The following is a 14588-nucleotide window of genomic DNA, read 5'->3' as shown; positions in this document are numbered from 1 at the left end:
GTGGGGGGCCGAGGAAGGCCCCACGGATGGGGGCCGAGGAAGGCCACCGTCACAGCCACCCCACCGCCTCACAGCCGTTCCCACCCCCGTACGCGCCCTCAGGCAGCCGTCCCCAGCGCTTCCCGCTCGGGCATCTCCTCGCCCGGCTTCGGCCGCAGCGTCACCGGCTCCAGGTTCCGGCGCCTGCGCAGGACGAAGCCCGCGCCGATCGTGCCCGCGATGACCAGACCACCGGTCACCAGGGCGCCGCGGGCGCCGGCCAGTTCCATGAGGAGGCCGAGGGCCGGAGGGCCGCCGAGGCTCCATACCGTGCCGATGCTGCTCCATACGCCGAGCACTCGGCCTCGCAGGTGGGCGGGCGGATCCGTCTGGAGGACGGCCGTGCCGGCGGTGTCGGAGACGGACTCCACTACGGCCATGGGGAGGACCAGGATCAGGAGTACGGCCAGGGACGGGGACAGGCCCGCCGCCATCTGCAGCAGCCCGCCCGCGGCCGCGAGGGCGCCCACCGCGCGGACGGAGGGCTTGCGCAGGCGGGCGCCCAGGACCGCACCGAGGATGCCGCCGACGGCGAGGACGGTGGAGACCGTGCCGAACGCTCCCGGCCCGCCCGCGAGCGGTCCGGTGACGAGTACGGCGAGGGTGAGCCCGTAGTTCCGTCCGAAGACGCTGCTGATGCCGGTGATGCTCGCGAGCGCGACCAGGCGGGGGCGGCGCGCGAAGAAGAGCAGTCCCTCGCGAACGGTCATGTCGGCGCGGCGATCGCGCTGCCGTGGAACGGCGGCCTTCGCGGCCCCCGCGGCACGACCCGCCGCGGGGGCCGCCGGCCGCAGGAACGGGATGACCGCGGTCACGAAGAGGAACGACAGTCCGTTGGCCGCGTACGCGGCGGCCGTGCCGAGGAAGCCCACCGTCACGCCCGCCAGCGCCGCGCCGACGAGCCGGCCCGCGTTGTGGACCAGCGCACCGACCCCGATCGCGGAGGGCACGTCCTCCATGGGCACGAGGTCGTTGCCCAGCAGGGCACAGGCCGGTCCGTCGACGGTGGCGATCGTGCCGGTGATGGCGGCCAGCACCATGAGGGACGTCATGTCGAGCTGGTCCAGCGCGACGAGCACGGCCGTGGTGAAGGCGACCGCGCCGAGGAGGGCCTGGCTGACGGCGGCCGTCAGTTTGCGCGGCCAGCGGTCGACGGCCGCGCCGCCCAGCAGGCTCATGAAGAGGGCGGGAGCGGCCTGGACGGACATGGACAGGCCGGTCGCGGCGGCGGAGCCGGTGATCTCGAGGACGAGCAGGTTCTGGACCGTGAGCTGCATCCAGGTGCCGGCGTTCGAGACGAAGTTCGCGACGGACCACCAGCGCATGCTGCGGTGCCTCAAGGACCGCCATGGCGAGCGGGACGCCCTGCCGGTCAGCGGCGGGGTGGAGGCGGTGTTCGGGGCAGGGGAGGGTGCGGAAGACACAGTGCGGTACCCGAGGGGCGAGCGGTCACAGGGGGCAGCGGAACCGGGGAACGGCGGCTGCGCTGCACGGCCACTCCACCTAGTCGGTCACGGCGCGGACCATGGTTACAGACGCGGCGGGGGAAGCGGCGGCGGTGCGCCGTGCCGCACCGCCGCCGAAACCCTCAAGTGCCCCTGCTCATCGGGTGTTCGCTGTGTCGAGTGTGGTTGATCACAGGCCCTCGGGCCCGGCCGCCCACCGGCCGGCCGGATCCGCCCCCCGGCATCGCCCCCAGGGCCGTCTCAGTCTCCTCACCGGGGCGACCATGGACTGCGTTCCATGGCCGCCGGCCCAGCCCTTCTCCGCGGAGCCGGTCTCAGCTCTTCTTGCCCCGTCCGCTCAGCGCGTCACGCATCCGGTCGACCATGCCGACCCCCGGTGCCAGCAGCTTGTTGGCCGGCGGTCGGTCCGGGGCGGACGGGTGGGGACGCGTCGGCGCCGTCTTCTTCGCCTGGCGGACCTTGTCGCCGAGGTCGTCGAGGGCGTCCGCGGGACACGCCTCGCGCAACCTGGGGAAGAGGTTCCCCTCCTCGTCGGCCACATGGGCGCGGATCTCGCTCATCAGCATGCCGGTCAGCCGGTCGAACTCGGCGTCGTCCGCCGCGCAGCCCTCGAGGTCCTTCATGATCTGTTCGGCCTTGGCGTGGTCCTCCAGCTCCTTGTCGGCCAGGGCGTCCCCGCCGGCCACGTGCTCGCGCACGGCCGGGTAGAGATACGCCTCCTCGGCCACCGAGTGCCGGACCAGCTCGATCGTGACCTGGTCCGCGTACAGCTTGCGGTCCTTGTGTCCGGACGGCAGTGCCTCGATCTTGCCGAAGAGTTCCTCGACCTCCCGGTGATCGGTCACCAGCTCGTCGATGACGTTCCCACCATGACCCATCTCCTCCACCTCCAGCCCTGGGCACGGCGGCTCCGGTCGGACCCGCCACGGCCCCGAGTGCCCCGCGGCGCGCGGCCGACACCGGTTTCGCCCGGGGTTCGGGGTGTGTGTGGTGCCTTTGGGGCAGGAGTCGCGGACGCGCTGGTGCTTGAGCACAATAGGGATCAACGTGTGAAAGCTACTGACTCGGAACCCCGAGCCAGTGCCGTCGGGACAACGGCGGCCGGCCAGGACGGGTGCCGCCGATCGGCACGCTCCGTGCGTCCTGTTCCTTCACTGTCTCCACAACGCTCCCGTGCCACGCCGGACGCCGTCGCCCCCGCTGTCCGGCGCTTCCGAGCACGGCTGAAGGACGTCCCATGACTGATGCCACCTCCTGCCTGCCCTGGCGTCGTGCCGTGGTGACCGGCGGCGCCGGTTTCCTCGGCAGCCACCTGTGCGAACGCCTGCTCGGTTCGGGTGCCGAAGTCGACTGCGCGGACAACCTGGTGTCGGGTTCACTCGGGAACATCGCCCACCTCGAGGGCCGCCCCGGCTTCCGGTTCGTCGAGTGCGACGTCTCCGCGCCCGACTGCCCGGACCGCCTCGTCGGGCCGTACGACCTCGTCCTGCACTTCGCGTGCCCCGCCTCCCCCGCCGACTATCTGCGGCTGCCCCTGGAGACACTGGACGTGGGCAGCCTGGGCACCCGCAACATGCTGGCCGTCGCGGAGCGTGACGGGGCCCGTTTCCTGCTCGCCTCGACGTCCGAGGTGTACGGCGATCCCCTGGTGCACCCGCAGCGGGAGGACTACTGGGGCAACGTCAATCCCGTCGGTCCGCGCAGTGTGTACGACGAGGCCAAGCGGTTCTCGGAGGCGCTGGTCACCGCCCATGTGCGGGCCCGGGGCGCCGACGCCGGGATCGTACGCCTGTTCAACACGTACGGGCCGCGGATGCGCGCCCATGACGGCCGGGCCGTGCCCACCTTCGTCTGCCAGGCGCTCGCCGGAGAGCCGCTGACGGTGGCGGGCGACGGCAGCCAGACACGGTCGCTGTGCTACGTGGACGACACGGTCGACGGGGTTCTGCTGGTGGCCGCGAGCCACTCGGTGCGGCCCGTCAACATCGGCGGCAGCGACGAGGTCACGGTCCGGGACATCGCCCGCCGGGTGGTGGAGCTGACGGGGTCCTCCTCACGCATCGAGTTCGTCGACCGCCCCGTCGACGATCCGCAGCGCCGCCGCCCGGACACCGGCCTGGCCCGGGAACTGCTGGGCTGGGCGCCCAGGGTGCCCTGGGAGGAGGGGATCAAGCACACGGTCGCCTACTTCGCCGCGACGCAGCCCACGCGCGAGCCGGCGCCGCCGCTCTGAGACGTCTTCCACCACGCCTTCCCCCCACGCCGCCACGGAGGCCCTGTATGCGCGTCCTGGGAATCAACGCCCTTTTCCACGACCCCGCCGCCGCCCTCGTCATGGACGGCCGGATCGTGGCAGCGACGGAGGAGGAACGCTTCAGCCGTCGCAAGCACGGCAAACGACCCGTCCCCTTCTCCGCCTGGGAACTGCCCGAGCTGTCCGCCCGCTGGTGCCTGGATCAGGCCGGCCTCGACCCGTCCGAGCTGGACGCGGTCGCCTACTCCTACGATCCCGAACTCGCCCGTCCCGCAGATCAGTTGGGCCTGAACGACCCCTGGGACCACCTCCGTCAGGAATACGCGCGCCGCGCCCCGGAGTTCCTCGCCGAGGCGCTGCCCGGACTCGACCCGGCCAAGGTGCGCTTCGTCGCCCACCACGTCGCCCACGCCGCCTCGGCCGGCCAGGCCTCTCCCCACCCGGACTGCGCGGTGCTCGTGCTCGACGGGCGCGGCGAGTGCGGCTCGCATCTCGCGGGCCGCTACGCGAACCGTGAACTCACCGTGCTGGGCTCGCAGTCGCTGCCCGACTCGATGGGTCTGTTCTACGAGGACCTCACCCAGCACCTCGGATTCCTGCGCAGCAGCGACGAGTTCAAGGTGATGGCCCTCGCCTCCTACGGCCGGCCCCGCCACCTCGACCGACTGCGCGAGTACGTCCGGCTGGACGGCGAGGGCGGCTTCCGGGCCCGTCCCGTCCCCTGGGCCTCCCTGGTGCCGCCGCGTCCGGCGGGCGCCCCCTGGACGCAGGAGCACGCCGATGTGGCCGCCAGCGCGCAGGTCTGTCTGGAGGAGGTGCTGCTCGGGCTGGTGCGGTGGCTGCACGACCGTACCGGTGAGGACGTGCTGACCTTGGCCGGCGGGGTGGCGCTCAACTGTGTGGCCAACACCCGCCTGTACCGGCAAGGTCCGTTCGAGCGTGTCTGGGTACAGCCGGCGGCCGGGGACGCGGGCACGGCGCTGGGTGCCGCCCTGCACGTCGCCCATCAGAAGGAGACGGTGCAGGCGATGCCGACCGCCGCCCTGGGCCGCGGCTGGAGCGACGCGGAGCTGCGCGCCTGGCTGGAGCGGGCGGCCGTCCCCTACGAGGAGCCCGAGGACATCGCCGAGACGGTCGCGGAGGAGTTGGCCGGGGACGGCGTCGTGGCCTGGTTCCAGGGCCGCAGCGAGTACGGTCCCCGGGCGCTCGGCCACCGCTCCCTGCTGGCCCACCCCGGGCGCGCGGAGAACCTGGAGCGCCTCAACGCCGTGAAGGGGCGGGAGGAGTTCCGCCCGGTCGCCCCCATGGTGCTGGCGGAGCGGGCGGCGGAGCTGTTCGACGGGCCGCTGCCCAGCCCGTACATGCTGTTCGTGCACGAGGTCGCCACCGCATGGCGGGAGCGGATCCCGGCCGTCGTCCATGTGGACGGCACGGCCCGGATCCAGACCGTGGACCGGTCGGACGAGCCGCTGGTGGCACGGATGATCGACGGCTTCGAACGGCGGACGGGGCTGCCGGTGGTCGTCAACACCAGCCTGAACACGGCCGGCCGGCCGATGGTCGACGATCCGCGCGACGCCCTGGAGTGCTTCGGGTCCGCCCCCGTGGATCTGCTCGCGCTCGGGCCGTTCGCGATCCGGCGGAAGAAGGTGTTCGCATGACGGGCACCCCGGCCATGGGAGACGGCCCGGCCATGGGAGACGACCCGGCCGTGGCGGACGAGCCGACGCCGGCGGACGAGCCCGCTGTGGCCGACGGTCCCGCCGTGGCGGACGCCGCCGCCTACTCCGTCGTCGTCCCGACGGTCGGGCGGCCCTGCCTCGCCGACTGCCTGCGCGCCCTCGCCGCGGCCCACGGTCACCCGCCTGTGGAGGTCGTCGTGGTGGACGACCGCCCCGACCCCGTCGGGGAGTTGCCGCTGGAGGCGGCCGGCGTCCTGCGCGGGCGGGTCCGCACCCTGCGCACCGGGGGACGCGGCCCGGCGGCCGCCCGCAACGCCGGCTGGCGCACGGTCGGCACGCCGTGGACGGTCTTTCTCGACGACGACGTCCAGGTGCTGCCGGACTGGTCCCGGCTCCTCGCCGACGACCTGGAGGCGGCCGGCCCGACCACCGGCGGCATCCAGGGGCGGCTGACCGTCCCCCTGCCCGAGGACCGCAGGCCGACCGACTGGGAGCGGGGCACCGCCGGGCTGGAACAGGCCGCCTGGGCCACCGCCGACATGGCCTACCGGACGGCCACCCTGATCGACGTCGGCGGCTTCGACGAGCGGTTCCGCCGGGCCTTCCGGGAGGACGCCGACCTCGCGCTGCGCGTCCGGGCCGCCGGATGGACGCTGCGCCGCGGCCGGCGCACGACCCGTCACCCGGTACGCCCGGCCGACCGCTGGGTGTCGGTACGCGCCCAGCGCGGCAACGCGGACGACGCCCTGATGAACCGGCTGCACGGCCGCGACTGGTGGACCCGCGCCGAAGCACCCCGCGGCCGGCTCCCCCGGCACGTCCTGGTGACCGCCGCCGCGCTCGCCGCGTCCACCTGCGCGCTGGCGGGCCGACGCCGCGCCGCCGGTGTCGCCGGCGCCCTGTGGACGCTGGGCACGGCCGAGTTCGCCCTGGCCCGCATCCGACCGGGCCCACGGACCCGGCAGGAGATCGCCGCCATGCTCGCCACGAGCGTGCTCATCCCCCCGCTCGCGGTACGCCACTGGCTCGAGGGCCGGCTGCGTCACCGCGGGGCCGTACCGGTGGGAGGCCCGCTGTGAACCGCCGCACGACGGCCCGCTCCCCCGCCGAGCGCGCCGTGGACCGCCCGGCCGAGGGCCCCGCGGCGGTCGAGCACGCCGTGCGCCGCCGCCCCACGGACGGCGGCGCCGGGGACCGCCCCGTCGGCCACCGGACCACGGCCCCCGCAGCGGGCGACCGTGGCGTGCACCACCCGCCCGGCCACCGGCCCACCCCTCTCGCCGCCGTCCTCTTCGACCGCGACGGCACCCTCGTCGAGGACGTCCCCTACAACGGCGACCCCGAGCTGGTGCGCCCGGTGCCGGGGGCCCGGCGAGCCCTGGATCTGCTGCGTGCGGCGGGCGTCGCGACCGGTGTGGTGAGCAACCAGTCGGGCATCGGCCGCGGGCTGCTCACGGACGCCGACGTCCGGCGCGTCAACGACCGGGCGGACGCCCTGCTCGGCGGCCTCGGCACGTGGGTGTACTGCCCGCATCTGCCCGACGACGGCTGCTCCTGCCGCAAGCCCCGGCCGGGACTGGTGATCGAGGCGGCCCGCCGCCTGGGGGTGGCACCGGCCGACTGCGTGGTGATCGGCGACATCGCGGCGGACGTCCTGGCCGCGCACGCGGCCGGTGCCCGGGGCGTGCTGGTGCCCAACGCGGCGACGCTGCCCGAGGAGGTCGAGGCGGCGCCCGGGACCGCCCCCGACCTGCTCACGGCCGTCACCCGGCTCCTGGCGGACACACGAGGAGGCGGGGCGTGAAAGCACTGGTCGTACGGCTCGACAGCTTCGGTGACGTGCTGCTCGCCGGGCCCGCCGTCCGCGCGGTCGCCGCGCACTGCTCGCGGGTGACGATGCTCTGCGGCCCGCGCGGCGAGCCCGCCGCCCGGCTGCTGCCCGGCGTGGACGAGGTCATCGTGTGGTCGGCGCCGTGGGAGGGCGTGGATCCGCCCTCGGTGCGGGAGGCGGACGTCGACGGCCTGGTGCAGCGTGTGAGGGAGGCCGCGTTCGACGTCGCGCTCGTCCTCACTTCGTTCCACCAGAGCCCGTTGCCCACCGCCCTGGTGCTGCGGCTGGCGGGCGTCCGGCGGATCGGCGCCGACAGCGTCGACCACCCGGGCAGCCTCCTCGACGTACGGCACCGGCGGCTGCCGGGCCGGCACGAGGCCGAGGCGGCGCTCGACACGGCCGCCGCGATGGGCTTCCCGCCGCGTCCCGGGGACGACGGCCGGCTGCGTGTGCTGCCGCCGCCCGACACCATCGCGCTGACCGGCAACGGGCCGTACGTCGTCGTCCACCCCGGGGCCAGCGCGCCCGCCCGTGCCTGGGGTGCCGAACGCTGCGCCGAGGCCGTGGCGCTGCTCGCCGACGCCGGTCACCGGGTGATCGTCACCGGCGGCCCCGACGAGACGGGCCTGACCCGACGGGTGAGCGGGGACACGGCGGTGGACCTCGGCGGCAAGACCGAGCCGCGCGTGCTGGCGGGCGTGCTGCGCACGGCCGACGTCGTGGTGTGCGGCAACACCGGCCCCGCCCATCTGGCCGCGGCCGTCGGCACCCCGGTCGTGTCCCTGTTCGCGCCCGTCGTCCCGGCGGAGCGGTGGGCGCCGTACGGCGTGCCGAGCGTGCTGCTCGGGGACCAGACGGCTCCGTGCGCGGGCACCCGGGCCCGGCACTGCCCGGTGCCGCGTCATCCGTGTCTGGAGGAGGTCACGGCTCAGGACGTGGTGCAAGCGGTGCGGAAACTGCTCAAGGAGCGCGCATGAACATCCTTGTCTGGCATGTGCACGGCTCATGGCTGACGTCGTTGGTCCAGGGCCCGTACACCTTCCTCGTCCCGGTGACGCCCGAGCGCGGCCCGGACGGGCTGGGGCGCGCCAGAACGTGGGAATGGCCGCGCACGGTACGGGAGTTGCGGCCCGACGAGCTGCGCGCGGCCGACATCGACCTGATGGTGCTGCAACGGCCGCACGAGGTGGAGCTGGCGCAGGAGTGGACGGGCCGCCGGCCCGGCATCGACGTGCCCGCCGTGTACGTCGAGCACAACTGCCCGCACGAGTCGGCCGTCGACACCCGCCACCCCCTCGCCGACCGCACCGACATCACGCTCGTGCACGTCACCCACTTCAACCGGCTGATGTGGGACAACGGCCGCGCGCCGACGGCGGTGATCGAGCACGGCATCATCGACCCGGGCCACCTGTGGACCGGCGCGGAGCCCCGCGCCGCGGTCGTCGTCAACGAGCCCGTACGCCGCGGTCGTACGACCGGGACGGACCTGCTGCCGGGGTTCGCCCGCGCGGTGCCGCTGGACGTCTTCGGCATGCGCACGGAGGGACTCGCCGAGCACCTCGGGCTGCCGCCCGGCCGCTGCCGCACCCGGGACCTGCCGCAGGGCGAACTGCACCCGGCGATGGCCCGCTGCCGCCTCTACCTGCACCCGATCCGGTGGACGTCGCTCGGGCTGTCCCTGCTGGAGGCCATGTTCCTCGGGATGCCGGTGGTGGCGCTGGACACCACCGAGGTGCGGGAGGCGGTGCCCGAGGGAGCGGGGGTGGTCTCCAACCGGTTCGACGTGCTGGAGGACGCCGTCCGCCGTTTCGCCGCGGATCCCGCGTACGCCCGCGTCACAGGGGAGGCCGCCCGGGCTGCGGTACAGGCCCGCTACGGAGAACGGCGTTTCCGGGACGACTGGGAGCGCCTGATCAAGGAGGTCACCCGATGAGCCCCAGCCATCCGACGGCCGGCCGCGTCGCCATGGTCTCCGAGCACGCCAGCCCACTGGCCGAGCTCGGCGGCCCGGACGCGGGCGGACAGAACGTGTACGTGGCCCAACTGGCCCGACTGCTGGCCCGCCGGGGACACGAGGTCTCCGTGTACACGCGCCGCGACGACCCCCGGCTGCCGGAGCGGGTCACCACGCCGGACGGGGTGAAGGTGGTGCACGTGCCCGCCGGGCCGCCGGCTCCGATACCCAAGGACGAACTCCTGCCGTACATACCGGAGTTCGGCGCATGGCTGGCGCGGGAGTGGGCGGCGGAGCCACCCGACGTGGTGCACGCCCACTTCTGGATGTCCGGGATGGCGGCGGTGGCCGGGGCGCGCTCCCTGGGGGTGCCCGTGGTGCAGACGTACCACGCGCTGGGCACGGTGAAGAAGCGGCATCAGGGCGCCGCCGACACCAGTCCGCCGCAGCGTGTCGCCATCGAGACGGCGGTGGGGCGCGAGTGCGCCGGGATCATCGCCACCTGCGAGGACGAGGTGGGCGAGCTGGTCGCCATGGGGCTCCCCCGCGACCGTGTCTCCGTCGTCCCCTGCGGGGTGGACACCACGCAGTTCGCCCCGGTCCCCGGCGCGCGGCGGCCCGCGTCCGCGCCGCGCCGGCTGCTCTCGGTCGGCCGGCTCGTCCCCCGCAAGGGCTTCGACCGGGCGATCCGTGCCCTGGCCGGCGTGCCCGACGCGGAACTGCTCATCGCCGGCGGACCCGAACCGGCCCTGCTGGGCGCCGAGCCCGAGGCGGAGCGGCTGTGCGCGATCGCCGAGGACTGCGGGGTCGCCGACCGGGTGACGCTGCTGGGCGGGGTGAGCCCCACCCGGATGCCCCGGCTGATGTCCGGCGCGGACCTGGTGCTGTCCCTCCCCCGCTACGAGCCGTTCGGCATCGTCCCGGTCGAGGCGATGGCCTGCTGCGCACCGGTCGTCGCCACCGCCGTGGGCGGGCAGCTCGACACCGTCGTGGACGACGTGACGGGCGTGCTGGTCCCGGCCGACGACGACCACGGCCTCTGCGACACGATCCGCCGTCTCCTCGACGACCCGGCCCGGCTCGCCCGGTACGGCGCCGCCGGCCGGCGCCGCGTCCTCGCCCGCTACACCTGGGACCGCGTCGCCGACGGGGTCACCCAGGTCTACAGCGCCGTCTCCTCCGTCCCCTCGCTCTCGGGAGTCGTCCGATGAAACTCGCCAGCGACGTCACGCACTGCGACGACCTGATGAAGGCGCTCGAGGGCTTCCGCGAGTACGCCTCCCCCGTCATCCAGCGGTGGGGCGCCGCCCTCGCCGATCGTCTGGGGGCGGGCGCCCGCCTCCTGGTCGCGGGCAACGGCGGCAGCGCCGCCCAGGCCCAGCACCTGACCGCCGAGCTGGTGGGCCGCTACCGCGACGACCGCCCGCCGTTCTCCGCGCTCGCCCTGCACGCCGACACGTCCTCCACGACCGCGATCGCCAACGACTACGGCGTGCAGGAGATCTTCGCCCGGCAGGTCGCCGCGCACGGCCGGGCCGGGGACGTCCTGATCCTGCTGTCCACCAGCGGCGCCAGCGCGAACCTGCTGGTCGCGGCGAAGGAGGCCAGTCGCCTCGGGATGACCGTCTGGGCGCTGACCGGTCCGGCGCCCAACCCGCTGGAGGGAGGCGCGGACGCGGCCCTGTGCGTGGAGGCGGCGACGGCCGCCACGGTCCAGGAGCTGCACCTGGTGGCCGTCCACATGCTCTGCGAGTCCTTCGACCGGACCGTGGAGCGGCGCGCGGCCGTCGAGCGGCGGCGTACGCCTGCGAACCGGTGGACGGCGCTGACGGGGAAGGACGGCGGATGAGCGCCCCCGCGCCGCTGGTCGTCGTGGGGGACGCGCTGCTCGATCACGACCTGTGCGGGCGGGCCGAGCGGCTGGCCCCGGACGCGCCGGTGCCGGTCGTCAGCGAGGCCCGGCGCACCTCCCGGCCGGGCGGAGCCGCGCTCGCGGCCACGCTCGCCGCGGCCGACGGCCGGCCCGTCACCCTGGTCACCGCGCTCGGCGACGACGCGGCCAGCGAGTCCCTGGTCCGGCTGCTGGCCGACCGGGTGCGCCTGGTGCGGCTGCCCCTGGCCGGCGCGCTGTCCAGCAAGACCCGGGTCCTCGCGGAGGGCACCCCCCTGCTGCGCCTGGACGACGGTGAGGGCCGCGCCCGGGAGGCGACGGACGAGGCGCGGCGGGCTGTCGCCGAGGCCGGCGCCGTTCTGGTCGCCGACTACGGCCGGGGCACCGCCGAGGTCCTGCGCGAGGCGCTCGCGTCGGCGGCCGCGCGGGTGCCCGTGGTCTGGGATCCGCACCCGCGCGGGGAGCCGCCGGTGCCCGGCGTCCGCCTCGTCACGCCGTCCGCGAGCGAGGCCCGTGCCTTCGTCGGCGGTGAGGCGCCCGCGGACGCGAGTGCGCTGCGGACGGCGGCCCGGGACGCCGACGCCCTGGTCCGTGCCTGGAAGGCGGCCTCCGTGGCCGTCACGCTCGGCGGGCGGGGTGCCCTGCTGTCGCACGGCGAGACGCCGCTGCTGGTGCCGTGCCCGGTCACGGCCGAGGGCGATGCCTGCGGTGCCGGGGACCGTTTCGCGGCGGCTGCCGCCGGGCTTCTGGCGGACGGCGAGCTCATCGAGACGGCCGTGCGGGGTGCCGTGCACGCCGCGACCCGGTACGTCGCCGAGGGAGGCGTGCGCTCCGTCGCGACGGACACGGTGACCGTCCCGGCCGTGCCGGCGACGGCCGACGGCGACCCGACGGACGACGCCCTGCGCACGGCCGCCCGGGTGCGGGCCGCGGGTGGCACCGTCGTCGCCGCCGGCGGCTGCTTCGACCTTCTCCACGCCGGCCATGTGGCGCTGCTCCAGGCCGCCCGCCGTACCGGGGACTGCCTGGTGGTGTGCGTCAACTCGGACGCGTCCGTGCGCCGCCGCAAGGGCCGCGGACGGCCGCTCGTCCCGGTGGCGGACCGGATCCGGGTGCTGCGCGCCCTGGAGTGCGTCGACGCGGTCGCCGTGTTCGACGAGGACACCCCGGAGCGGCTCCTCACCGAACTGCGCCCGCACATCTGGGCGAAGGGCGGCGACTACGCGCTGGAACGGCTGCCGGAGGCGCCGCTCGTGGAGAGCTGGGGCGGACAGGTCGTCCTGTTCCCCTACCTGGACGGCCGCTCCACCACCGGCATCGCGGAGAAGGCGGCCCTGTCCCCCCGGCCGACAAACCTGACACCGGAACGAGGGCGCCGATGACCCCCCGCCTGCTGGCGCTGCGCGCACTGGGCCTGGGCGACCGGCTCGCCGGAATACCGGCACTGCGGGGCATACGCCGGGCCCTCCCCGAACACCAGGCGGACGGCCGCTCCACCACCGGCATCGCGGAGAAGGCGGCCCTGTCCCCCCGGCCGACAAACCTGACACCGGAACGAGGGCGCCGATGACCCCCCGCCTCCTGGTGCTGCGCGCACTGGGCCTCGGCGACCTGCTCGCCGGGGTGCCCGCGCTGCGGGGCATACGCCGGGCCTTCCCCGGACACGAGGTCGTCCTGGCCCTGCCACCGGCCCTGCGCGAGGCCGCCCTGGCCACCGGAACCGTGGACGCCGTCCTCCCGGCCGAGGCGCCCCGGCGAGGCGTGCCGTCGCTCGCCCACTGGCCGGGACCACCTCCCGACCTCGCGATCGACCTGCACGGCAACGGCCCCGAGAGCCGCGACGCGCTCGCCGCCCTCACCCCCCACCGCCTGCTGGCCTTCGCCCAGACCACGCCCCGGCCTCCCGAGTGGCGGCCGGACGAACACGAACGCGAACGATGGTGCCGCTTCCTTGCGGCCCACGGCATCACCGCCGACCCCGAGGACGTACGGCTGCCCGCGCCGACCACGGCGTCCCCGGCGCCGGGAGCCGTGGTGATCCACCCGGGGGCGGAGTCCGCCTCCCGCCGCTGGCCGGCCGAGCGCTACGCCGCCCTCACCTCCGAGGTGCGCGCCGCCGGACACCGTGTCGTCGTCACCGGCGGCCCCAAGGAGGACGCGCTGGTCCTGGACGTCGCCGCCCGGGCGGGCCTGCCGCAGCAGGACGTGCTGTGCGGCGGGCTGCCGTTCGGCGAGCTGTCGGCGCTGGTGGCGGGCGCCGCGCTCGTCGTCAGCGGCGACACCGGGCTCGCGCATCTCGCGGTGGCCCACGCCACACCGTCCGTGACGCTGTTCGGACCGGTGTCCCCGGCCCTGTGGGGCCCGCCCCGCTCCGCGTGCCACCTCGCCCTGTGGAAGCCCGGCCCGCCCGGCGACCCGCACGGCGACATCCCCGATCCCCAGCTCCTGCGCATCGGGGCCGACGAGGCCACCGCCGCGGCCCTGTCCCTGCTGCGGCCCGGCGGGACGAACGCCCCACACCGGAGAGGAGAGGAAGCCGGTGTCCGCTGAGCCCGTCCGCCAGGCAGAACCGGACGGCCGGGTCACCGTCGCGGTGATCACCCGCGACCGCCGCGCCGGCGTCCTGCGCACCCTCGACGCCCTGGCAGCGCTACCGGAACGACCGCCCGTCATCGTCGTCGACAACAGCTCCGACGACGCGACCCTCCAAGCGGTACGCCACCACCCGGCCGCGGTCCGCGTCCTCAGGCCCCGGGAGAACACCGGCGCCGTGGGCCGCAATCTCGCGGTACGGCAGGCCGGCACGCCCTACGTCGCGTTCAGCGACGACGATTCCTGGTGGGCGCCGGGCGCGCTGCGGCGGGCGGCGGACCTGCTCGACGGGCGGCCGTGTCTGGCCGGGGTGACGGCGCGTATCGTCGTGGAGCCGTCCGGCACCGAGGACCCTGTCGTCAAGGAGCTGCGCGAGTCGCCCCTGATCGGCCCCGACTTCCTGCCGGGACCGCCCCTCGGCTCCTTCCTCGCGGCCGCGACCGTCCTGCGCGCCGACGCCTTCCGGGGCGCGGGCGGTTTCCATCCCGGTCTGTGGCTCGGCGGTGAGGAGGAACTCCTGGCCACTGATCTGCTGCGGCAGGGCTGGTGGCTGAGCTACGTCGAGGATCTGACGGTCCACCACCAGGCCTCGGTGGCACGGAACAGCACAGAGCGCCGGATCCTGGGGATCCGCAACACGCTCTGGTTCACCTGGCTGCGCCGCCCGCTCCTGCCGGCCCTGCGGCGCACGGCCGGCCTGATGGTCACGGTCCCCCGGGACAGGGCCTCGCTCCGCGCCTTCGCCCTCGCGGCGGCCGGTCTGCCCTGGGTGCTCAGGCAGCGCACCCCGGTGCCGCCGGAGATCGAGCGCCGGCTGGCGGCACTGCAGCGGGCCCGGAAGTCGTCGTCGGCGCGCCGCTACATCGGGTGAGGACC

General features: G+C 75.2%; 14 protein-coding genes. 12 read left to right on the top strand and 2 right to left on the bottom strand.

Features of this window, described 5'->3' with window-relative positions; translation table 11 throughout:
- Positions 1 to 98: 98 nt before the first annotated feature.
- Both IE263_RS42075 and IE263_RS42070 read right to left on the bottom strand, forming a co-directional pair.
- A complete protein-coding gene (locus tag IE263_RS42075) occupies positions 99 to 1364 on the bottom strand; it encodes an MFS transporter (protein ID WP_229911467.1) in 1266 nt (421 codons plus the stop codon).
- A 455-nt stretch (positions 1365 to 1819) separates the two neighbouring features.
- Positions 1820 to 2383, bottom strand: a complete 564-nt coding sequence (locus IE263_RS42070; protein ID WP_189943397.1) for a hemerythrin domain-containing protein — start codon at positions 2381 to 2383, stop codon at positions 1820 to 1822.
- A 359-nt stretch (positions 2384 to 2742) separates the two neighbouring features.
- On the opposite strand from IE263_RS42070, the gene IE263_RS42065 reads away from it, so the two are divergent.
- The 12 genes from IE263_RS42065 (at position 2743) to IE263_RS42010 (ending at position 14583) form a co-directional block, all read left to right on the top strand.
- Complete coding sequence (locus IE263_RS42065) at positions 2743 to 3738, top strand: NAD-dependent epimerase/dehydratase family protein (RefSeq protein ID WP_189943396.1); 996 nt, start codon at positions 2743 to 2745, stop codon at positions 3736 to 3738.
- A 47-nt stretch (positions 3739 to 3785) separates the two neighbouring features.
- Positions 3786 to 5420, top strand: coding sequence for a carbamoyltransferase family protein (locus IE263_RS42060; protein ID WP_189943395.1), 1635 nt, complete (start codon positions 3786 to 3788; stop codon positions 5418 to 5420).
- 104 nt (positions 5421 to 5524) lie between these two features.
- A complete protein-coding gene (locus tag IE263_RS42055) occupies positions 5525 to 6520 on the top strand; it encodes a glycosyltransferase (protein WP_229911466.1) in 996 nt (331 codons plus the stop codon).
- On the top strand, positions 6517 to 7245 hold the full coding sequence (locus IE263_RS42050) for a D-glycero-alpha-D-manno-heptose-1,7-bisphosphate 7-phosphatase (RefSeq protein WP_373312266.1): 729 nt from the start codon (positions 6517 to 6519) through the stop codon (positions 7243 to 7245). Before IE263_RS42055 ends, IE263_RS42050 begins: the two co-directional genes overlap by 4 nt.
- A complete protein-coding gene (locus IE263_RS42045; RefSeq protein WP_189943394.1) occupies positions 7242 to 8249 on the top strand; it encodes a glycosyltransferase family 9 protein in 1008 nt (335 codons plus the stop codon). The genes IE263_RS42050 and IE263_RS42045 overlap by 4 nt, the downstream gene beginning before the upstream one ends.
- Positions 8246 to 9208 carry a glycosyltransferase gene (locus IE263_RS42040; RefSeq protein ID WP_189943393.1) on the top strand — a complete coding sequence of 321 codons (963 nt, stop codon included), beginning with the start codon at positions 8246 to 8248 and terminating at the stop codon, positions 9206 to 9208. The genes IE263_RS42045 and IE263_RS42040 overlap by 4 nt, the downstream gene beginning before the upstream one ends.
- The gene (locus IE263_RS42035; RefSeq protein WP_189943392.1) at positions 9205 to 10440 is read left to right on the top strand and encodes a glycosyltransferase; all 1236 of its coding nucleotides are present in this window, start codon (positions 9205 to 9207) and stop codon (positions 10438 to 10440) included. Before IE263_RS42040 ends, IE263_RS42035 begins: the two co-directional genes overlap by 4 nt.
- The gene (locus IE263_RS42030) at positions 10437 to 11078 is read left to right on the top strand and encodes a D-sedoheptulose-7-phosphate isomerase (RefSeq protein WP_189943391.1); all 642 of its coding nucleotides are present in this window, start codon (positions 10437 to 10439) and stop codon (positions 11076 to 11078) included. Before IE263_RS42035 ends, IE263_RS42030 begins: the two co-directional genes overlap by 4 nt.
- Positions 11075 to 12502, top strand: coding sequence for a D-glycero-beta-D-manno-heptose 1-phosphate adenylyltransferase (rfaE2, locus tag IE263_RS42025; protein WP_189943390.1), 1428 nt, complete (start codon positions 11075 to 11077; stop codon positions 12500 to 12502). The genes IE263_RS42030 and rfaE2 overlap by 4 nt, the downstream gene beginning before the upstream one ends.
- The gene (locus IE263_RS42020) at positions 12499 to 12690 is read left to right on the top strand and encodes a hypothetical protein (protein ID WP_189943389.1); all 192 of its coding nucleotides are present in this window, start codon (positions 12499 to 12501) and stop codon (positions 12688 to 12690) included. Before rfaE2 ends, IE263_RS42020 begins: the two co-directional genes overlap by 4 nt.
- On the top strand, positions 12687 to 13670 hold the full coding sequence (locus tag IE263_RS42015; RefSeq protein WP_189943388.1) for a glycosyltransferase family 9 protein: 984 nt from the start codon (positions 12687 to 12689) through the stop codon (positions 13668 to 13670). The genes IE263_RS42020 and IE263_RS42015 overlap by 4 nt, the downstream gene beginning before the upstream one ends.
- Positions 13660 to 14583, top strand: a complete 924-nt coding sequence (locus tag IE263_RS42010) for a glycosyltransferase family 2 protein (protein ID WP_189943387.1) — start codon at positions 13660 to 13662, stop codon at positions 14581 to 14583. The genes IE263_RS42015 and IE263_RS42010 overlap by 11 nt, the downstream gene beginning before the upstream one ends.
- The last annotated feature ends 5 nt before the right edge of the window (positions 14584 to 14588 follow it).

The organism is Streptomyces aurantiogriseus (assembly GCF_014649375.1).
Lineage (GTDB): Bacteria > Actinomycetota > Actinomycetes > Streptomycetales > Streptomycetaceae > Streptomyces > Streptomyces aurantiogriseus.
Note: the sequence above shows the minus strand (reverse complement) of the source record. Positions and strands in the feature narration are given on the sequence as shown.